Source organism: Achromobacter sp. GbtcB20, assembly GCF_019091095.1.
In the GTDB taxonomy this organism is placed as follows: Bacteria; Pseudomonadota; Gammaproteobacteria; order Burkholderiales; family Burkholderiaceae_B; genus Achromobacter; species Achromobacter mucicolens.
In genome coordinates, this window is sequence record NZ_JAGXJZ010000007.1 from 131,842 (window position 1) to 150,420 (window position 18,579).

Sequence of the window (18,579 nt, forward strand, 5' to 3'; positions counted from 1 at the left end):
CGGGCCGCTGCGGTGCGGAATCTGAGGATTGACATGCCCTTTTCTTGCGCCGGGCGGCAAGGGCACTTCAAGATGGTTTGCATTCTGAGTGTTTTGTCCGGGCGGATAAACCTGTCTTTCCCGGCAACACTGTTCGTGGAGAATGACTAATCAGCCGCGAAATCGGGTTATGCTCCGTTCACCCCGACTTATTTGCCTAAGGACACCCTTGCCATGGACCGCTTTCAGGCGATGCAGGTGTTTGTGCGCGTCGTGGACGCCAATAGCTTCACCCGGGCGGCCGACAGCCTATCGCTTCCGCGCACCACCGTCACCACCATCATTCAGAATCTGGAACGCCTCCTGGGCGTGCGCCTGCTGAACCGCACCACCCGCCGCATAGGCCTGACGCCCGACGGCGCGGGCTATTACCAGCATTGCGTGCGCATTCTGGCCGACGTGGAAGAAACCGAGGCGTGTTTCCAGGAAGCGGCGCTGCGGCTCAAGGGTCGCCTGCGCATCGACGTGCCGACCTGCATCGGCCGGCTGATCCTGATCCCCTCATTGTGTGATTTCCACGACAAATACCCCGACGTCGAGCTGGTGCTGGGCCTGGGCGACCGTCCGGTCGACATGGTCCAGGAAGCCGTGGACTGCGTGATCCGCGCCGGCGACCTCGAAGATTCCAGCCTGGTCGCCCGCCGCATCGGCACCCTGCAGACCGTGACCTGCGCGTCTCCCACGTATGTGGCGCGCCACGGCATGCCGCAAACCATCGAATCGCTGCGCGATCACCACGCGGTGCATTATTTTTCCAGCCGCACCGGCCGCAATTGCGCCTGGGACTTCAAGGTGGACGGCAAGCACCAGGAAGTGGACATGAAGGGCACAGTGGCCGTGAACGAAGCGGGCGCCTACCTGGATTGCGGCCTGAAAGGCTTCGGCCTGATCCAGACCGCGCGATACATGGCGCTGCCGTACCTGCAATCGGGCGAGCTGATCGAGATCCTGCCGCAGTGGAAACCCAGTTCCACGGCCATTTCGGTGCTGTATCCGCAGAGCCGGCAGTTGTCGCCCAAGGTGCGGGCCTTCACCGATTGGGTCGCCGACCTCTTTGCCGGATGCCCGCTGCTCAGCGGCCGCGACGAGACCGATCCGGCCGCCGCCTCCTGCGCCGTGTACCAGCGCAACCAGGGGCAGACCGCGCCGGCGCAACCGCCTGTGCCGGCCATCCCGGCGCTGGCCGACATGGCCCCGCGCCGCCGCACCGCGCGCGGAGAAGCCGCCGAATACCTGCTGTAAGCCATCGCCTCCGGCGCAACGACATGGCGGACCCTCGGGTCCGCCATGTGCGTTAAGCGCGGGAAACCCCGTAGTAAATACAGCCCTTACGTCCCTCGAATCGCATGAAACGTCTGTATAGTCCGACAGTCAAAGCCTACAACGCCCTTACAGTCGATTCGCGCTATGCAGCCTGTTCTACCCGCTTACCTCATTGCCCGATGGCTGTTGCTGCTTGTGCTGTTGGCGGGGGTTTACTTTCTTAGCGGATTCCTGGTCCCGGCCCTGGCGGCGCTGATCATCGGCCTGGCCAGCTGGCCCTTGTATCAACGCCTCGTCGTCCGGTGCGGCGGCCGTACAACAGTGGCCGCGTCGCTGGCGCTGCTGGTCGTCGTCGTGGTGTTGATCGTTCCGTTGTCGCTGGCCTTGTCCTATGCCATCAAGGAAGCCAGCGCGTTCGTCGCCTGGGCCATCGCCGCCAACCGGCATGGCGTGGACGTGCCCGCGTGGATTTCCTCGATGCCGGTCGTGGGCGACCGCCTGGCGCAATACTGGGAATCCTATATTGGCCAGCCCCACGCGCTGGGCGCGCTGGTCGAAGCGGTCAGCGGCGAGCACCTGGGCAACATCTACCGCATGGCGCTGGCCGCCACGGGCAACGTCTTCCAGTTGCTGCTGACGGTCCTATTCATGCTGATCACGCTGTTCTTCGTCTACAAGGACGGCATCCGCATGGTCGCGCAGCTGGATGTGCTGGGCGAACGCATCCTGCCGGCGCGCTGGCAGCGCTTTTCGCGCGTGGTGCCGGCCACCATCAATTCCACCGTCACCGGCATGGGCCTGATCGCGCTGGGCGAAGGCGTCGTGCTGGGCATCGCCTATTGGGTCGCGGGCGTGCCGTCGCCCGTATTGCTGGGCGTGGTCACCGGGTTCATGGCCCTGATCCCAGGCGGCGCGCCGCTGTCATTCACGCTGGTGTCCCTGTATCTCGTGGGCTCCGGCCATGTGGTCGCGGGCATCGCGCTGATGGTCTGGGGCAGTGTGGAATTGTTCATCGTCGACAAGACGCTGCGCCCGCGCCTGGTGGGCGGCCCAGTCAAGCTGCCGTTCCTGCCGACTTTCTTCGGCCTGGTGGGCGGCGTGAAGACCATGGGCATCGTGGGATTGTTCGTCGGCCCGGTGCTGATGGCGCTGCTGGTCGCCGTCTGGCGCGAATGGGTCCACCACGAAGTCCAGGAGCGCGACGCCGCCCGGCTCGGCGCGCCAGCCGTCCACCCCGAGAAGACCCCCGCGGGCTGAGGCCGTTTTGGTAATCTAGCCATCCCGCGTGACCGGCGCCTTGCCGGTGCGCGCCTGCCCGCCCGCAGACGCGCCGTTTTCCGACGCGGGCTGTGAGGATCGAGATGTCCGGGTTATTGCCTGATGATCAGATAGCCGTGCTGCATGAGCAGGGCTTCGTGGTGGCGCGCCAGTTCGCCAGCCCCGAAGAGGTCGCCGCGCTGCGCGCGCTGGCCGAGCGCCATTTGCGCGATCACGTTGCTCCCATCGAATACGAAGCCGACCTGCGCTACCCCGGCGCGCCGGTATCCCGCACCGCCGAAGGGGGCTTGACGGTGCGCCGGTTGCTCAACGCCCACGCGCGCGACCCGTTGTTCGCGCAATGGGCCACCAATCCGCGCATCGCGCAGTGGCTGCAGCGCTACTTCAACCAGACGCCCGTGCTGTCCACGGTGCACCACAACTGCGTGATGACCAAGCACCCCGCGTATGGCAGCCTGACCGGCTGGCACCAGGACATCCGATATTGGTCGTTCTCGGACACGGATCTGGTGTCCTGCTGGCTGGCCCTGGGGCCAGAGACGCGCGCCAATGGCGGCCTGTCGTTCATTCCCGGTTCGCACACGGCGGCCTATACGCCGGAACAATTCGACGACAAGAAGTTCTTCCGCGAGGACGTGCCGCAGAACGCCGAATGGATCGCGCGCGCCGTCTGCCCGGAACTGCAGGCGGGCGACGTCGTGTTCTTTCACTGCCGCACCTTGCACGCCGCGCAGGGCAACAGCAGCGACCGTGTGAAGTTATCGGTGGTTCATTCCTATCACCCCGAGTCCTGCCATCCGCTGCCGGGCACGCGTTCGTCATCGCAGGCAGGCGTGGCGCTGACGAAGGCGTGATGCCTCGCGATGCCCGTAGACTGTCGAATCCCCATTCCGCGCGCCGGCATTGCAGCCTCGCCGGCCCGGTCCGCAATCCCTCTTTGGAACTGAAGCAACATGCGTGAAAAGATCGTCTTCATCGGCGGCGGCAATATGGCCTCCGCCATCATCGACGGGCTGCTCGGCCAGGGCCGGGCGCTGACCGATTTTCTGGTGATCGAGCCCTACGCGCCCACGCGCGAGGCGCTGGTGGCGCGCGGATTGCCGTGCCTGGAGCAGGTCAGCAGCGACATCGGCGACGCGGGCCTGTGCGTGCTGGCCACCAAGCCGCAGGTACTGCGCGAGGCGTGTGGCCAGGTCCGTCAGCATCTGCCGGCCGACGCCACGGTGGTCAGCATCGCGGCGGGCGTGGAACTGGCCGCGCTGTCGGACTGGCTGGGCGGCCACGCGCGCATCGTGCGCGCCATGCCCAATACGCCCGCGAAGGTGGGGCTGGGCATGACCGGCCTGTACGCCACCCCGGCCTGCGGGCAGGCCGAGCGCGATCAGGTCGACGCGCTTTTCGCGGCCGTCGGTGAGCGCATCTGGACCGACAGCGAAGCCATGATCGACGCCGTCACCGCGGTGACCGGCAGCGGTCCCGGCTACGTGTTTCACTTCATGGCGGCGCTGGAGAAGGGCGCTGTCGAGCTGGGCTTCACGCCTGCCGACGCCCGCCGGCTGTCGGTCGCCGCCTTCCGCGGCGCGGCAGAGCTTGCCGCCAGCGAAGACGTGCCGCTCACCGAATTGCAGGAGCGCGTCACTTCCAAGGGAGGCACCACCTACGCCGCGCTGTCGCACATGCAGCAGGCCGGCGTGGCCGAGGCCATCACGCAGGCGGTGCACAAGGCGCAGCAGCGCGCTCGCGAATTGTCCGCGGGATAAGCGCGCCGGCACGGCCGCGCCGCAAGTCCGAACGCGGTCAGCGGTGGCGGCCCAGCCGCCACAACAGCGCGGCCGCCAGAAGAATGGCCGCGACGTTGAATTGCATGGCTGACGCGAATGCCTGCGCATGGCGCTCGGCCACGCCCGCATCCGCATGGGCTTGCAGCGCACCGCCATACAGCATGCCCGCGGCCGATACGCCAAGCGCCGCGCCCACCTGCTGCAGGGTCGACACCACGCCGGCGGCCATGCCGGCCTGGCGGTCCTGAACCAGTCCCATTGCCAGGTTCACCAGCGGCGTGTTGACCGCGCCTTGCGCCGCACCTAGCCACACCAGCGCGGGCAAGAGCGTCCAAGGGTCCAGATCGGCGCCCGCCAAGTCCGTGTGCAGCATCAGGGCGGCCGTCGCGCCGCCATACAGCAGCGCGGCCAGCGCGATCGCCCGCGTCCCATACCGGGCGACCAGCCGTGGCGCGGCCATCGACCCGGCAACGAACCCGACGCTGGCCGGCGCGAAGATCAGGCCGGCCGTCAGCGCATCGCGGCCGAAACCGGTCTGCACCAGCAGCGCATAGCAAAGAAACATGGCGCTGGCGGTGGAGAACACCAGCATCACGACAAGGCACCCGGCCGCAAAGCGCGGCTGCGTCAGCAAGGCCATGTCCACCAGCGGCGCGCCGCCAAGCGCGGCGATCCGGCGCTGCAATCGCACGAATGCCGTCAACGCGGCTACCGATACCGCGCCGCAGGCGAGCGTCCAGGCGGGCCATTGACGTGCCGGACCCTCGATCAGCGCCAGCAGCAGCAACGCCAGCCCCAGCCCCACGAGGGCGGCCCCTGCCCAATCCATCGCCGCGCCGGAAGGGTCGGCGGATTCAGGGATGTGACGCGCCAGCCAGCAAGCCAAGAGGCCCAGCGGCAGGTTGACGAGGAAGATGGTGCGCCAGGCCAGGCCGAACAGATCCGCATGGACGATCCATCCGCCCAGCACCTGCCCGGCGATGGCCGCAAGGCCCAGCGTCATGCCCAGCCACGCAAACGCCCGCCGCCGCGCGTGGCCCTTGAAGCTGACGCGAATCAGCGCATACACCTGCGGAAACAGCAGGGCCGCCGCGGCGCCTTGCACAATGCGCGCGGCGATCAGCGTGTCCGGCGTGGGCGCCAGGCCGCACAAGGCAGATGCCAACGCGAAACCCGCCATGCCCAGCATGAACAGGCGCCGCCTGCCGTGCCGGTCGCCCAGCCGGCTGCCCGCGATCAGCAGCACCCCGTACGCCAGTTCGTAGGCGGCGATGATGAAGTTGATCTGCGCGAAGCTGGCCGACAGTGTCGCTTGCATGCTGGGAATGGCCACATTCACGACGAAGAGGTCGAAGATCGTGATGAATCCGCCGGAGAGCAGCACGGCCAGGCCGAGATTGCCCAGGCGCGGGGAATCGGTGTGGGGGAGGGCGGGCGAGGGCGTGGCGGGAAGGCAGGAGGTCGACATGGAAAAGGCCAGAAAGTCAGGATCGGCGCTATTCTGGTCGGACCTTCAGCCTTATACAATTTAGCTGTTTATGCTATTACTGCCTGCAACAGCGTCATGACCGCATCCCTGCCTTCAACCCCGTCCGCACCGGCTACGGCGCACCGTCTGGACCGCACCCGCGCCGATCTTTCCGAATTCCTGCGGCTGCGCCGCGAGCGGCTGACCCCCGCCGACCTTGGGCTGCCGCCCGGCCGCCGCCGCCGCACGCCCGGTTTGCGGCGCGAGGAGGTCGCGGCGCTCGCGGGCGTCGGGCTGGCCTGGTACACGTGGTTTGAACAGGGCCGCAACATCAGCGTGTCGTCGGCGTTTCTGGAAAACCTGGCGCGCGTGTTGCGGCTGGACGATGCCGAGCGCCGCCACCTTTACCTGCTGGCGCATCAGCGCCCGCCGGCCGAGACGGGCCGCACGTGGTGCACGGTGCCCGCGCAGGTCCGCCGCCTGATGGACGACCTGCCCGCGCGCCCCGCGTACATCCTGAATCTGCGCTGGGACGTCGTGGTGTGGAACGCCGCCGCGGACAAGGTGTTCAATTTTTCCGGGCAGGCGCCGGGCCGCCGCAATCTGCTCTGGATGCTGTTCGTGGACCCCGCCATGCGCGAGCGCTTCGTGGACTGGACGGCGCAGGCGCCGCGCATGCTGTCCTCGTTCCGGCGCGATTTCGCCAGCGCCGCCGGGGTGCCCGACATCGCGGAACTGGTCGATGAGTTGGAACGGGTGTCGCCCGATTTCCGGACCTGGTGGCGCGAACACGACGTGCATGGTTCGTGCATGGGCCTACGTACGCTGCATGTGGAATCACTGGGTGACATCGCATTCGAGCACGCCACCTTGAGCGTCGACGAAATCCGTCACCTGCGGCTCGTGGTCTATGCGCCCGCGCCGCACGAGCCCAAGGCGGCGGACTTCGCCCGATGGGTGCTGGTGGGTGCCACCGCGCCCAGCGAGCCTCTGCGATAAGACGCGCTGACGACCTGCCGGCGCCAGAAAAAAACGGGGGAGTTGACGCCGCCAAAGCGGCAGGTATATCGTACGAGCTATCGTAAGACATATCGTAAGAGGCATTCATGTCCCCCTTTTCGTTCATCGCCGCCGTCCAGCGCGCTGCCGGCGGACGCCGCGCCCATGGCCATCGCGGCCATTGTCAGCATCAGGGTCGCCACGGCAACGCCCATCCCCACGCCCCGCATCCCGACCATCACGGCGGCCGTCATCATGATCATCACCCGCGTCAAGCCAGCGCGGGCGGCGACTGGTTCTCGGGTGGCGCCCACGGCCGCGGTGACGCAGACGGCTTCGGCGGCGACGGCCGGGGCTTCACCCGCAGCCGCAAGGTGTCCAGCGACGACTTGCAACTGATGCTGCTCGGGCTGCTGGAGCAGAACCCCAGCCACGGCTACGAACTCATCAAGGCGCTGGGCGCGCTCAGCAACGGCTTCTACACCCCCAGCCCCGGCATGGTGTATCCCGCGCTGACGTATCTGGAAGAACTGGGCTACGCCACCGTCGAACAGGAAGGCGCCAAGAAGCGCTATCACCTCGCGGAACCCGGCAAGACGCACCTGGACGCCAACCGCGAGCGCCTGACGCTGATGTTCAACAAGCTCAAGCACGTGGCACGCAAGATGGACTACATGCGCCAGGCCTGGAGCGGCCAGCCGCGCGAGACCGGCCCCGAGGGCGAGGACACCCGCACCGGCTGGCTGCCCGAATTCGTCGAGGCGCGCCAGGCGCTCAAGCGCGCGTTGCTGGATCGCACCGACGCCTCGCCCGCCGAACAACGACGCATCGCCGGCATCCTGGCGCGTGCGACCGACGAGATCAACGGCAAGTCTGGCGCCTGATCCCGTCCCAACTGACTGGAGTACCCATGAATCAAAGCGACCTCACCGTGGCGCGCGTGCGCCACACCCTAAAGATGCGCACGCTGACCGTGGCGCGCGTCGAGCGCATCGCCGGGCTGCTGGCCCGTGTCACGTTCACCGGCGAAGACTTGCAGGACTTCGTGTCCGCGTCCTTCGACGATCACGTGAAGATCTTTTTCCCCGCCGATCCCTCGCAACCGCCCGTGCTGCCCACCGCCGGGCCGGACGGCATCAAGTTCCCCGACGGCGTGCCCCGGCCCGCTGCGCGCGACTACACCCCGCGCCGGTTCGACACGGCGCGCCAGGAACTGGAGATCGAATTCGTGCTGCACGGCGACGGCCCCGCCTCGACCTGGGCCGAACAGGCCGCGCCGGGTCAGCAACTGGGCATCGGCGGACCACGCGGTTCGTTTGTGGTGCCCACCGCGTTCGACTGGCATGTGCTGATCGGCGACGAGACCGCGCTGCCCGCCATCGCGCGCCGGCTGGAAGAACTGCCCGCCTCGGCGCAGGCGCTGGTGCTGATCGAAGTGCCGGCGGCCGAGAATGAAATCCCGCTGCAAACGGCCGCGAAGGCCTCGGTGCGCTGGCTGCATCGCAACGGGACCGCGCCGGGCTACAGCACACTCTTGCTCCAAGCCGCGCGCGAACTGGCGTTGCCGCAGGGCGAAGGCTATGTGTGGGTGGCGGCGGAATCGGCCACCGCGAAGGCGGTGCGCGAGATCATGGTGGCCCAGCACGGCATCGACAAGAGCCGCATCCGCGCCGCCAGCTACTGGAAGCGCGGCGCAATTGCCGTGCACGAATCGCACGACGATTGAGCCCGCGGGCCAGAAAAACGCATCAGGGCTTGCGGCGAGCCCGCGCCAGCGCAAGCAGATTGGCGGCCCGCGCACCGGTCGCATCGCGCACGGCCAGGCCCAGTACCGCGCGCGGCCAATCCAGCGCTAACGGCCGGTAGAGCACGCCATCCGGGCGCAGGGGGCGCAGCGAAGCCGGCACGATCGCCACGCCCATCCCCGCCGCCACCAGGTTCACGGCCGACGACAACTGCGGCGCCTGTTGCCCGATGCGCGGGCTCAGCCCGTGCTGCCGGCACGCCGCCATGATGTCTGCGCTCAGGCCATAGCCCGATTTGCGCGAGTACAGGATGAAGGTCTCCTGCTGCAGGTCGGCGGGCGTGAGCCGCTTGCGGCGCGCCAGCGTATGGCCCAGCGGCATCGCGACCACCAGTGGTTCCTCCACCAGTTGCGTGAACGTCAGCCCGCCGTCCAGCGCAAAGGGCGGGCGCACGAACGCGGCGTCGATCGCGCCGTCGCGCAGTTGCGCCACAAGCGTTTCGCTGTCGCCCTGCGACAGCGTCATTTCAACTTCCGGGTAGCGCTCGCGGTATTGGCGGATCAGCTCGGTCACCACGCCGTTGAAAGACGCCGACTCGGTGAACCCCAACGTCAGTTCGCCCACCTCGCCGCGCGCGGCGCGCTGGGCCGTGCGCACGGCCGCATCGGCGCGTTGCAGGATGTCCTGCGCGCACGCCAGGAATGCGCGTCCGGCGTCGTTCAGCGTCACTCCGCGGCCCGTGCGGTCAAAAAGGGGCGTGCCCACTTCCTGTTCAAGCTGGCGGATTTGCTGGCTGAGCGGCGGCTGTGCCATGCCCAGCAGCTCGGCCGCGCGCGTGAAATGCTGGGCCTCGGCGGTGACGACGAAATAGCGAAGATGGCGCAGTTCCATATTGATACTCAGAAAATACTGATTAGAAATATTCCATATATTGGACATTCTAATGGCCGACGCAGATCATGCGGGTATGACGCTTTGCCTTGAAGGAACCCCCCATGACTGCCCACTTTTCCCCGGGCGCGCGGTTGCGCCAGCAGCTCTCTGAAAACATCGTCGTGGCGCCCGGCGCCTATGACGGCCTGTCGGCCCGCCTGGTTGCCGCGGCCGGATTCTCAGCGGTCTACGCCAGCGGCGGCGCCATCGCGCGTGCCGCCGGCTACCCGGACATCGGTCTGCTCAGCTTCACCGAAGTGATGGACCGCGTGGAAAAGATCGTCGACGCCAGCGGCCTGCCCGTGGTGGCGGACGCTGACACCGGATTCGGTGGCTCGGCCAACGTGGAGCGCACGGTGCGCCTGATGGAGCGCGCGGGTGTGGCGGCGTTTCATATCGAAGACCAGACCTTTCCCAAGCGCTGCGGCCACCTGGACGACAAGAGCCTGGTCGATGCCGGCGAGATGGCCCGCAAGGTCCACATTGCGCGCCAGACGCTCGCCGACGCCGACACGCTGGTCATCGCGCGCACCGATGCTATCGCGGTCGAAGGGTTTGACGCGGCCATCGCCCGCGCCGAGCTTTACCTGAAGGCCGGCGCCGACATGATCTTCGTCGAGGCGCCGGAGACGCTGGCGCAGATCCGCGCCATTGCCGAGCGGCTGCCGGGCTTGAAGCTCATCAACATGTTCTACGGCGGCAAGACGCCGCTGGTGCCGCTGCCGGACCTGACGGCGATGGGCTACCGCCTGGCGATCATTCCGTCGGACCTGCAGCGCGCGGCGATCCACGCGATGCAGGAGACGCTTCGCGCGATCCGGCTGACGGGCGACAGCAGCGCAATGGCGGACCGGCTGACCAGCTTCAAGGAACGCGAAGCAATCGTGCAGACCGGCCGCTATCTGGCGCTGGATGTTCAGTAGGCGCGCGACGCCTCGGTACGCTTGCAGCCGTGCGGCATGCGCAGCGGCCACAGCCGCTGGCCGGCCGCGCCGTACAGGGTGCGGATGCCGCATTGCATCCTGACCTGTGCGACCAGGCTGCCGGCGTTGTCGATGATCCGCGAGTCGTCTTCCGTGGACACCACCGCACGCTGGTTCTCAAATCCGGACAACGCCCGGTATTCCGCAGGAATGGCGAACGCGCCCGTGCTATCGACATAGCCGTAGCGCCGGTCGCTGGCGGCTGGCGCCAGGCCTTCGCGCAGCGTACCCAGCGCGTCGAACGCCGGCCCCGTCAGCACGCCCTTGGCATCCACCCAGCGCATGCCGCCGCCAGACAGATGCGTGACGGCGCGGCCTTCCGAGAACCCCGATCCAAACCCTTCGACCGTCAACCGGGTCTTGCCGGACAAGTCCGTGTAGTCCGTCATGGTGCCCCGGTCGGCCGAGTAATAGCGGATCAGCAGGTCGGAGCGTGGCGGCCACGTCCATTCGCCGCGGGGCAGGGTGGCCAGGATCTTGCCGCTGGCGTCGATGACTTGCGTGCCCTTGGCGTTGGACGTCAGCGCGCGCGCCGGCGTGCCTTGGAAGAGCGTGCCGGTGCGGGCTGCCGGCGCGATCTGCCATGCGCCCTTGCCGTTCAGATAGCCTTCGCGGTCGGCGCGGCGAATCTCCATCCAGTCGCCCAGCCGCAGGTAGTCGGCATCCTTCATGTCCAGCGCGTCCGAGCCGTCCGGCGAGATGATCCAGCGGCGCTCGCTGTTGCCCGCGCTGACAGAGCCATCCCCAAAATCGCCCACCTGCAATCCGCGCATGAAGGCGGTCAGCGCCTGGCCGCGCGTATTGAACACGGCGGCGGGACGGTCATACTCGTCTTCTTGCTTGCCGGGCTGCGTCACCCGCCATAGCGTGTCGTTCACGCGTTCCACGCCGTGGTGGCTGGCCGGCACGACCCACTTGCCTTGCAGGTCGATGACGCCAACCCGCCCCGCGCCCAGCGATGCGATCGCCTGGCCATTCTGGAATTCGCCGATGCTGCGGAACGTGGGGGCGGCCAGCAGCTTGCCGGCCGCAAAATCGTACAGACCCCACGGCGCGCCGTCGGCCGCCGTTTGAACAAAGCGCGCGACGCCGGGCGCCACGACCTGCGTATCGAAGTTCTCGGGCAGCTCGAACGTCTTGCCCGCGCGGTCGATCATGCGCACCACGCCGTCGCCATACACCTGCGCGTAGCCATGACGGAACATGCCGATGTGCTGCTGCGCGGGCAGGTCGATGCGCTTGCCGCGCGCGTCCAGCAGCACCATGCCGTCGTCGGTTTCGGCCGCGTAGCGCAACTGGTCCGCTGTCAGGGCTGCGGCGTTTTCATGGTCGGTGTCGTCCAGCGGCGTCACGGCAGACCAGGACGGATCGGTGACCATGCTGCCATCGGCAAGCAGCAAGCCCACCTGTGTGTCGTCGCAATTGCAGTGGCTTTGACCCAGCAGGCCCAGCGGACCGCCCGGGACGCCGGCGGGCAGCGGCTGGAGTTGCTGGTTCTGAAGCGCCGCTACCGTCTCGGGTTTGAGCAGCGGCTTGCCGTCCTTGTCCATCACATTGAGCAGGGCGCCTTGCTCGTCGGACAGCCACAGATTGCCTTCGCGCGTCTGCAGGCGGCGGGCGTCCCCGAGCCATGCGGGCGCCGTGGCGCCGTGCAGCCACGCGCCGGTCGGCGTCAGCAAACCGGCGGGGCGGCGGGATTCGTCCACGAAAAGGACATAGCCCTCAAGTTCGTCGCCGGCCGACAGCCCCGCGCCCAACGTGACCGGCGCGGCATGGCCGGGCACCAGCGCCATCAGCTTGTCGCCCGACCGATACACAATGGTGTCGGCATGGCGCTGCGACGTCTGGCCTTCTTCGGTTGTCAGCGTGGCCACGATCGTGCCGGTGCGGTCCATCACCGCAAAACCGCCCCGCTGCGGCAGCTGCGCGCTGTACAAAGCCTTGCCCACGGGCAGGATGCTTTCGTACTGCTGGTCCGCGCCGATCAGCTTGCCGTCCGCCGTCACCAGGACGGAGCCGTCCGGACCGTAGCCCGAGGCCAGGTTGCCGTCGTCCTGCAAAGAGATGTCGTCGAACTCCGGGTCCACGACCCAGTTCCAGTCCTTGTCCACCACGCCGTACTTGGCCTGGCCATTGGTGGCGATGTACAGACCCTTGTCGCCCAGCGGCCGCGTGATGACGACACCGTTCCCGCCGAAGCGGCGTTCGCCGCTGGTTGACCGGTATTCCTCTTTGTACTGAACCGTGGCCCGCGCGGGCACGCCATCGAACAGGCGCACGGCACGCACCACCTCGTCGAACGGCTCGCCCGCCGGATTGCCCTGGCGGTCGATCAGCATCGGCTTGCCGTCCAGCGTCACCGCCGCCAGCCCGACCTCGACAAAGTCCTGCGCCGCGTCGTAGCGCGGGCGCACGGCCATGCGGCCATTGCGGTCGATGTAGCCCCACTTGCCTTGCCACCGCACGGCGGCAAGCCCGTGGCGGAAATCGCCCACTTCCTCAAAGATCGGCTCGATCGCGACGCGGCCGTTCCGGTCCAGAAAGCCCCATGCGTGGCGGCGCAGCGAGTTGTCGCGCGGCACTCGGTCGATGTTCTCGATGGCTGACGGCAGCAGCACCGCGGCGCGGCCGTCCTGTAGATCCCGGATGCAGCCGTTGCTGAAGGGGTTGCGCGCGGAGATGTCGTCGGCAGCCGGATAGATCGGGTAATCGGATTCGCCCAGGCAATAGATGTGGCCCGGCTGCACGTAGCCGGTCTGCGCCTGAACGGACAGGGATGCGCCCAGCGCGGCCAATGCGCAGGCGAGGCGGGTGGTTCGTAGCACGCGTGACGTCATGATCATTCTGCGTTGGCGTTGTCGACTGCCGGCGGCGAGATGCCGGCGGCCTCGGGGCAGGTGAGTTTCCGGGGCGGCCAGCTCTGCCGGTCCTCTGCATCCACGATCACCACCGTGTCGCACAGCACGCCGAACAGCGCGGTGGTCTTGCCCTGGGTATCGATGTACTCGATGAGCCGATTGCGCCGCACCAGCGCGCGGCCTTCCGAAAAGTCGCCGGCCCACGTGAACGCCGGCGCAATCGCATAGCGTCCGGTCAGATCGATGTAGCCGTACAGCTTGCCCGTGCGCTCCAGGCGGCGCGCCCGCGCCAGTCCGTCCTTCATGCGGCCCAGCTGGTTGAAGTGCGCGCCCACGACGCGCTTGCCGTTTGCGTCGATGAAGCCGTACTTGTTATCGCCGTCGCTGTAGGGCGCCACGCCCTCGCTGGCCTTGTCGCTGTCGATGGCGTAGCGGCCGGGCAGACGGGTGACCTCGCGGCCTTGCAGGTCCACCAGAATGCTCGATCCGCTCTCGTCGTCATTGACGACGACGCGTTGCATCGATGCCAGCGGCGTGGCGTCGCCCCACTTTTCGAGCAGGGTCTTGCCGGTCTGGTCGATCACGCGATAGCCCACGCCGATGTTGGCGCGCGCCAGACCTTCGGGTTGCGTGAAGAACGGATTGAATTCGCCGTATTGCGCGGGCACCTTCATGTTGCCGCGCGCATCGATGGCGCCTTCGCGTTCGTCAAAGTCGATGTAAAGCCAGTCGCCGAATTGCTGCTTGTTGTTGGGCCGGCCCTCCGACAAGCGGATGGAGGCGCCCTCTGCATCGATCAGGACAGCGCTTGCGTCGGCCAATTCGCCGAGAAAGCGCCCGTCGGCAAGCTTCTGCGGCTTGCCGACCACGGGTTCACTCGTTTTGCCGGTGCGCAGGTTGATGACGCGATAGGCGCGTTCGGTGAAGCCGCCGCGATTGCGCTTGCCCTCCGGCGCTTCGACGAGCATCAGGCCGTTGCCCAGGTATTCCAGATCGTAGGCGCCGTCGTAGCGGGCGGGCACTACCCACTGGCCCTCGCGGTTGACCACGCCCCAGCGGTTCTTGTCCTGGACCTTGGCCCAGTCGTCCTCGAACTCCTGTATCTGCTCGTAGACCGGCTTGAGCACTGGCGCGCCCTTGCGCACGTTCCACAGGCCCGCGCGGCGCTGGCGGTTTTCGTTGCGTGCGTAGTAGGGCAGCAGCTCACCATCAAGACGCGAGGCCTCTTCCAGCACGTGTGCGGGAACGGACACTTCCTGCCCGCGGGCATCGATCAGAAGCGCGTCGCCGCGCAGCATGTCCTTCGTGCGGGCCCAGGTGTAGGGGCCCTTGAAGGGGCGGATCTCGGTATAGCGCGGTTCGATGGCCCACGCGCCGTCCGCGCCGATCGCACCGGCTTGGTAGTTCCTGGTGCGCGCCACGAGGGGCAGCGTGACGTCGTACGTGTCGATGTTTGCCCAATCCGGATTCGTGACGATCTTGCCCGCCGCCGTGAGGATGCCGGTCGGCTGGCCATAGTCGTGCGGACGCAGAAGCGCCAGCGGGGCATCGGTATCGCGGGCGGTCGTGCCCGCGTAGTGGAATTCGCTGACGTCGTAGGCGCGCAGCTGCGCGAGGGTGGCCTCGTCGAGGATGCCAAGGCCGTCCCGGCCGTAGACCTGGTAAAGCGATTCGTCTGCGTTGGCGCTGGCGGTCGTTTGTGCGGCATCTGCCGCGGTATCGGCTTGCATTGCGTCGGCCGCCATGGCGTCGTCTGCGGCAGCACCGGCAGCCGATGCTGCGGCTGCCGCAGCACCGGCTGCCGCCGCCTCAGCTTGAGTCGCCTCGGTAGGCGTCGCATCTGCCACCGTCGCCGCTTCGGCAATATCGGTTGCGGCATCGGCGGCAACCGGCGGGTCCTGGAAAGCCGCCGCAGTCTCCGCTTCGGACGCCGCCTGCACTGCAGCCGCCGCGTCGGCGGCATGGGCTTGATCTTCTGCGCTCATCGCGTCGCCAGCCGCGTCGCGCCATAGACCCACGCGCGCCCGTGATGAATCTTGACCTCGCCGCTGCGCAAGGGGATCAGCTGCAGCCTGCCCTCGGGATCGATCAGCAGCGTCATGCCGGGCTCGGCGGCAAAGCGCCAGCCGTCTTGCTCCCGCACACCCACATAGTCGCTTTCGAACGTATACATGGGTTGGAGCTTGCCATCCAGCAGCAACGTGCCGCCATCCGCGGCCCGCACCAGCCATATGCCCGGCGCCACCCGCTCCACGCGTTCGTAACGCTCGGCCGACAGCGCCTCGCCGCGCAGATCCACGAATTCCCATGCCCGTTCGCGGTTCACCGCCACCACATCGCCATCGCGCAACGGCGGGGCCAGCGAGCGCAACACTTGCGGGCTGATCGCCCAGGTGCCGTTCTGATCCAGCAGACCCCACCAGCCGCCGTAACGCGAATCGCGCGTCTGCGCGGGCAGTTGGCCGCTGGTCGGCGCGGCCAGCGCCATCACCCCTTCGGGCAGCGCGGCAGGCTTGCCGGTTACGGTGTTCACCAAGCGCGGCGGCGTGGGGATTTCCATCGCCGCCAGCTTCTGTCCGGGCTCAAAGCCCGAGGTGCGCGTGCCCAGTGGAAAGGTCTTCACGACCTTGCCGTGACGGTCGATCAGCACATCCCGTCCGTCCTCTTCGGCCAGCGCCGTGCCTTGCGCGTTGAATCCGGTCGCGTCGCTAAAGCGCGGCGGGATGACCCAGCGTCCCCGGGTGTCGATGTAACCCCAGAGATCCTGCTGGCTGACGGCGGCCAGCCCGTTCTGGAAGGAGCGGGCTTCCGAATACGCCGGCGCGATCGCCATGACGCCTTGCTTGTCGATAAATCCCCAGGCAGCGGAATCGCCATCGGCGGTGCCCACCAGCACGGCCGCCAGGCCTTCCTGGAACGGCTGGTGGCACGATGTGCCCGCGCCTTCGCCGAAATTGTTGTAAGCGCACTGCTGCGCCCAGTTGGTCTGCGCGTGCGAAGTGACCGGCGCCAAGAGGGCGATCCCCGCCAGCGCCGCTGCCAGCGCCAGCGCCAGCGGCTTGAAGATGGGTGCCGCCGTCATGGGTTGCGGGCGCGGTCAACAACCGCGGAAACGAACGTGCCGGACCGGGCGTGCCACATGAGTCGATGCCTGCCGAAGGATTGGGAAGGCAGCCACTGTACTCAGCGGTGCCGGGGGACGGATCGGGAGATGTAACCATCAAAAACGAAGCGTTAACATGTCGCAGTCTTCGGCTGATTTTTTCGGTAACTCCCGCCATATTTCAAAAACTTCGCGTAATTTCTTTTTTTTGCGCGCACGTTGAAGGTTGGCATAGCCGCTCGATTTAGGCGCCTGTCTCGGTCATCAACGCAGTCTCGCGCGTTGCCGTGATATTCCCTCCACGCATGCAGCGGGCAAAAAATAATCGGTTGAGCCTCGCGTCTGGCGACCCTGTAATAGCGCCAATGCCCGCCTGAACGGGGGCGACGTTTCCTTGCAAGAGGTTCGCCATGTCCACCCCCCAAAAATCTTCCCTGGATGCATCGCAGTTGTGGCTGCTGGTGCTGGCCGGTGGCGTCGTCATGGGCCTTGCCCTGGGCGTGCGCCATGTGCAGGGCCTGTTTCTTCTGCCCGTCACCATGGACCGCGGCTGGAGCCGCGAAACCTTCGCCATCGCGCTGGCCGTGCAGAACCTGACCTGGGGCATCGTGCAGCCCTTCACCGGCATGATTGCCGACCGCTATGGTTCGGCCAAGGTGATCGCTGGCGGGTTGGTTTTTTATGCGGTGGGCCTGGCCGGCATGGCACACGCCACGACGCCTGCGGGCTTCATGTGGACGGCAGGGGTGTTCATCGGCATCGCGCTGTCCGGCACGGCGTTCGCGGCCATTTATGGCGCGCTCAGCCGCCTGGTGCCGCCCGAACGCAGAAGCTGGGCGCTGGGCGTGGCTGGAGCCGTCGGCGGACTTGGACAGTTCACGATGGTGCCTGCGGCGCAATGGCTGATCGGGGGCTGGGGCTGGGTGGCGGCCTTGCTGGCCTTTGCCGTGGCGCTGACTATCCTGTTGCCGTTGGCGTTTCCGCTGCGCGAGCCGGCGAACCGTCTGCGCGATGCCGGCGCGCCCGACGCAAACCTGTCGCTGCGCGAGGCCCTTCGCGAGGCCTTCACGCGCCCCGGCTTCTGGCTGCTGAACCTGGGATTTTTGGCCTGCGGTTTCCAGCTGGCGTTCATCGGCACGCACCTGCCCGCCTACCTGATGGACAAGGGCCTGCGCGCGTCGGACGCGGTCGCCGCGCTGGCCATCATTGCGCTCACCAATGTCATGGGCACCTATGTCTGTGGCATCCTGGGCGCGCATCACCGGCGCAAGTACCTGCTGGCGGGCATCTACCTGATCCGAACCGCGGCCATTGCGCTTTTCATCCTGGTGCCGCTATCCACGTGGTCGGTCTACGCGTTCGCGGCGGTCATGGGCTTTGTGTGGCTGGGCACGGTGCCGCTCACCAACGGCCTCATCTCGCAGGTGTTTGGCGTGCGCTACATCACCACGCTCTTCGGCTTCGTGTTCTTCGGCCATCAGGTCGGTTCGTTTCTGGGCGTGTGGCTGGGCGGCGTGGTGTTCGAAGCCACCCGCTCTTATGACCTGATCTGGCTGGGGGCGATGGCGCTGGGCGTGCTGTCGGCCGCCTTGCACTGGCCCATCGACGACCGCGAGATCCAGCGCGCGCGGCCGGTGGGCGCGGCCGGCTAGGTGCGGCCGGCGAGGCGCGCACAGGAAGCGGCGTTACGCCAGCCGGTGCTGCGTGCCCGCACCCATGGTGATGTGCAGCATGCGACAGGGCTCAATGACCTTGACGGTGTGCCACGCGCCCTTCGGAATCACGTAGGCATCGCCGGCCAGCATTTTCACGATCTGGATGCCGGTGGGCCATTCCAGGTGCAGTTCGGCGGCCCCAGACATCAGCCGCACGATCTCGTCGGCGCCGGGATGCATCTCCCATTGCGGCCAGTCGGCCGCGAATTCGTACTCGGACACGAGCCAGCCGCGCCCGTATTGCTCAAGGTCTTCCGGAGATTGGGACCAGAATGCGTCGCCGCCCGTCACGGTGGCGGCGGCGCCGGCGGCGTCCAGATACACATAGTGCGACGTCAGGTCGATGGCCATGTTGCGCGTCCTCGGGTGGGGGAATCAGGGCAGTGTATGACAGCGCCGGCTGTCACATCGTTG

At 67.2% G+C, this 18,579-nt stretch carries 15 protein-coding genes; 9 read left to right on the forward strand and 6 right to left on the reverse strand.

The window, feature by feature from the left end; translation table 11 throughout:
* The first annotated feature begins 213 nt into the window (after positions 1-213).
* The 4 genes from KVT32_RS12055 to proC all read left to right on the forward strand — a co-directional run bounded on the left by KVT32_RS12055 (position 214) and on the right by proC (position 4,340).
* Positions 214-1,281, forward strand: coding sequence for a LysR family transcriptional regulator (locus KVT32_RS12055; protein ID WP_217618255.1), 1,068 nt, complete (start codon positions 214-216; stop codon positions 1,279-1,281).
* A gap of 165 nt (positions 1,282-1,446) precedes the next feature.
* On the forward strand, positions 1,447-2,559 hold the full coding sequence (locus KVT32_RS12060; protein WP_056324702.1) for an AI-2E family transporter: 1,113 nt from the start codon (positions 1,447-1,449) through the stop codon (positions 2,557-2,559).
* A 104-nt stretch (positions 2,560-2,663) separates the two neighbouring features.
* Positions 2,664-3,434 (forward strand): phytanoyl-CoA dioxygenase family protein, encoded by a 771-nt coding sequence (locus KVT32_RS12065; protein ID WP_217618256.1) that lies wholly within the window; start codon positions 2,664-2,666, stop codon positions 3,432-3,434.
* Positions 3,435-3,533: 99 nt separating this feature from the next.
* Positions 3,534-4,340, forward strand: coding sequence for a pyrroline-5-carboxylate reductase (proC, locus tag KVT32_RS12070; protein ID WP_217618257.1), 807 nt, complete (start codon positions 3,534-3,536; stop codon positions 4,338-4,340).
* Between the two features lie 37 nt (positions 4,341-4,377).
* Here the strand turns inward: proC and KVT32_RS12075 are convergent, their stop codons facing one another.
* Positions 4,378-5,829: an MFS transporter gene (locus KVT32_RS12075; RefSeq protein ID WP_217618258.1), complete on the reverse strand. Its 1,452-nt coding sequence runs from the start codon at positions 5,827-5,829 to the stop codon at positions 4,378-4,380.
* A gap of 96 nt (positions 5,830-5,925) precedes the next feature.
* Between KVT32_RS12075 and KVT32_RS12080 the strand changes: the two genes are divergently transcribed.
* The 3 genes from KVT32_RS12080 to KVT32_RS12090 all read left to right on the forward strand — a co-directional run bounded on the left by KVT32_RS12080 (position 5,926) and on the right by KVT32_RS12090 (position 8,554).
* Complete coding sequence (locus KVT32_RS12080) at positions 5,926-6,828, forward strand: helix-turn-helix transcriptional regulator (RefSeq protein WP_217618259.1); 903 nt, start codon at positions 5,926-5,928, stop codon at positions 6,826-6,828.
* 107 nt (positions 6,829-6,935) lie between these two features.
* Positions 6,936-7,712, forward strand: a complete 777-nt coding sequence (locus KVT32_RS32120) for a PadR family transcriptional regulator (RefSeq protein WP_253857739.1) — start codon at positions 6,936-6,938, stop codon at positions 7,710-7,712.
* A gap of 26 nt (positions 7,713-7,738) precedes the next feature.
* Entirely contained in the window at positions 7,739-8,554 is an 816-nt protein-coding gene (locus KVT32_RS12090; protein WP_152382756.1) for a siderophore-interacting protein, read from the forward strand.
* 22 nt (positions 8,555-8,576) lie between these two features.
* Here KVT32_RS12090 and KVT32_RS12095 read toward each other — a convergent pair whose 3' ends face one another.
* On the reverse strand, positions 8,577-9,464 hold the full coding sequence (locus KVT32_RS12095) for a LysR family transcriptional regulator (RefSeq protein ID WP_152382755.1): 888 nt from the start codon (positions 9,462-9,464) through the stop codon (positions 8,577-8,579).
* Positions 9,465-9,568: 104 nt separating this feature from the next.
* Between KVT32_RS12095 and KVT32_RS12100 the strand changes: the two genes are divergently transcribed.
* Entirely contained in the window at positions 9,569-10,429 is an 861-nt protein-coding gene (locus KVT32_RS12100) for an oxaloacetate decarboxylase (RefSeq protein ID WP_152382754.1), read from the forward strand.
* Here the strand turns inward: KVT32_RS12100 and KVT32_RS12105 are convergent.
* Genes KVT32_RS12105 through KVT32_RS32130 form a run of 3 tightly spaced genes read right to left on the reverse strand, consistent with a single transcriptional unit; the run spans position 10,423 to position 16,429 of the window.
* On the reverse strand, positions 10,423-13,326 hold the full coding sequence (locus KVT32_RS12105) for a WG repeat-containing protein (protein WP_217618260.1): 2,904 nt from the start codon (positions 13,324-13,326) through the stop codon (positions 10,423-10,425). The genes KVT32_RS12100 and KVT32_RS12105 overlap by 7 nt on opposite strands.
* A gap of 2 nt (positions 13,327-13,328) precedes the next feature.
* Positions 13,329-15,332: a WG repeat-containing protein gene (locus tag KVT32_RS32125; protein ID WP_254636857.1), complete on the reverse strand. Its 2,004-nt coding sequence runs from the start codon at positions 15,330-15,332 to the stop codon at positions 13,329-13,331.
* Positions 15,329-16,429: a WG repeat-containing protein gene (locus tag KVT32_RS32130; RefSeq protein WP_254636858.1), complete on the reverse strand. Its 1,101-nt coding sequence runs from the start codon at positions 16,427-16,429 to the stop codon at positions 15,329-15,331. The genes KVT32_RS32125 and KVT32_RS32130 overlap by 4 nt, the downstream gene beginning before the upstream one ends.
* Positions 16,430-16,860: 431 nt before the next feature.
* Between KVT32_RS32130 and KVT32_RS12115 the strand changes: the two genes are divergently transcribed.
* Positions 16,861-18,102 (forward strand): MFS transporter, encoded by a 1,242-nt coding sequence (locus KVT32_RS12115; protein WP_217618261.1) that lies wholly within the window; start codon positions 16,861-16,863, stop codon positions 18,100-18,102.
* A 33-nt stretch (positions 18,103-18,135) separates the two neighbouring features.
* On the opposite strand, the gene KVT32_RS12120 is transcribed toward KVT32_RS12115, so the two are convergent.
* The gene (locus tag KVT32_RS12120; RefSeq protein ID WP_056324729.1) at positions 18,136-18,516 is read right to left on the reverse strand and encodes a cupin domain-containing protein; all 381 of its coding nucleotides are present in this window, start codon (positions 18,514-18,516) and stop codon (positions 18,136-18,138) included.
* Positions 18,517-18,579 lie beyond the last annotated feature (63 nt).

Bases quoted from the DNA above. Each gene is read 5' to 3' on its own strand.
- KVT32_RS12055 (WP_217618255.1), top strand. From the start codon at position 214: ATGGACCGCTTTCAGGCGATGCAGGTGTTTGTGCGCGTCGTGGACGCC.
- KVT32_RS12060 (WP_056324702.1), top strand. From the start codon at position 1,447: ATGCAGCCTGTTCTACCCGCTTACCTCATTGCCCGATGGCTGTTGCTG.
- KVT32_RS12065 (WP_217618256.1), top strand. From the start codon at position 2,664: ATGTCCGGGTTATTGCCTGATGATCAGATAGCCGTGCTGCATGAGCAG.
- proC (WP_217618257.1), top strand. From the start codon at position 3,534: ATGCGTGAAAAGATCGTCTTCATCGGCGGCGGCAATATGGCCTCCGCC.
- KVT32_RS12075 (WP_217618258.1), bottom strand. From the start codon at position 5,829: ATGTCGACCTCCTGCCTTCCCGCCACGCCCTCGCCCGCCCTCCCCCAC.
- KVT32_RS12080 (WP_217618259.1), top strand. From the start codon at position 5,926: ATGACCGCATCCCTGCCTTCAACCCCGTCCGCACCGGCTACGGCGCAC.
- KVT32_RS32120 (WP_253857739.1), top strand. From the start codon at position 6,936: ATGTCCCCCTTTTCGTTCATCGCCGCCGTCCAGCGCGCTGCCGGCGGA.
- KVT32_RS12090 (WP_152382756.1), top strand. From the start codon at position 7,739: ATGAATCAAAGCGACCTCACCGTGGCGCGCGTGCGCCACACCCTAAAG.
- KVT32_RS12095 (WP_152382755.1), bottom strand. From the start codon at position 9,464: ATGGAACTGCGCCATCTTCGCTATTTCGTCGTCACCGCCGAGGCCCAG.
- KVT32_RS12100 (WP_152382754.1), top strand. From the start codon at position 9,569: ATGACTGCCCACTTTTCCCCGGGCGCGCGGTTGCGCCAGCAGCTCTCT.
- KVT32_RS12105 (WP_217618260.1), bottom strand. From the start codon at position 13,326: ATGACGTCACGCGTGCTACGAACCACCCGCCTCGCCTGCGCATTGGCC.
- KVT32_RS32125 (WP_254636857.1), bottom strand. From the start codon at position 15,332: ATGAGCGCAGAAGATCAAGCCCATGCCGCCGACGCGGCGGCTGCAGTG.
- KVT32_RS32130 (WP_254636858.1), bottom strand. From the start codon at position 16,429: ATGACGGCGGCACCCATCTTCAAGCCGCTGGCGCTGGCGCTGGCAGCG.
- KVT32_RS12115 (WP_217618261.1), top strand. From the start codon at position 16,861: ATGTCCACCCCCCAAAAATCTTCCCTGGATGCATCGCAGTTGTGGCTG.
- KVT32_RS12120 (WP_056324729.1), bottom strand. From the start codon at position 18,516: ATGGCCATCGACCTGACGTCGCACTATGTGTATCTGGACGCCGCCGGC.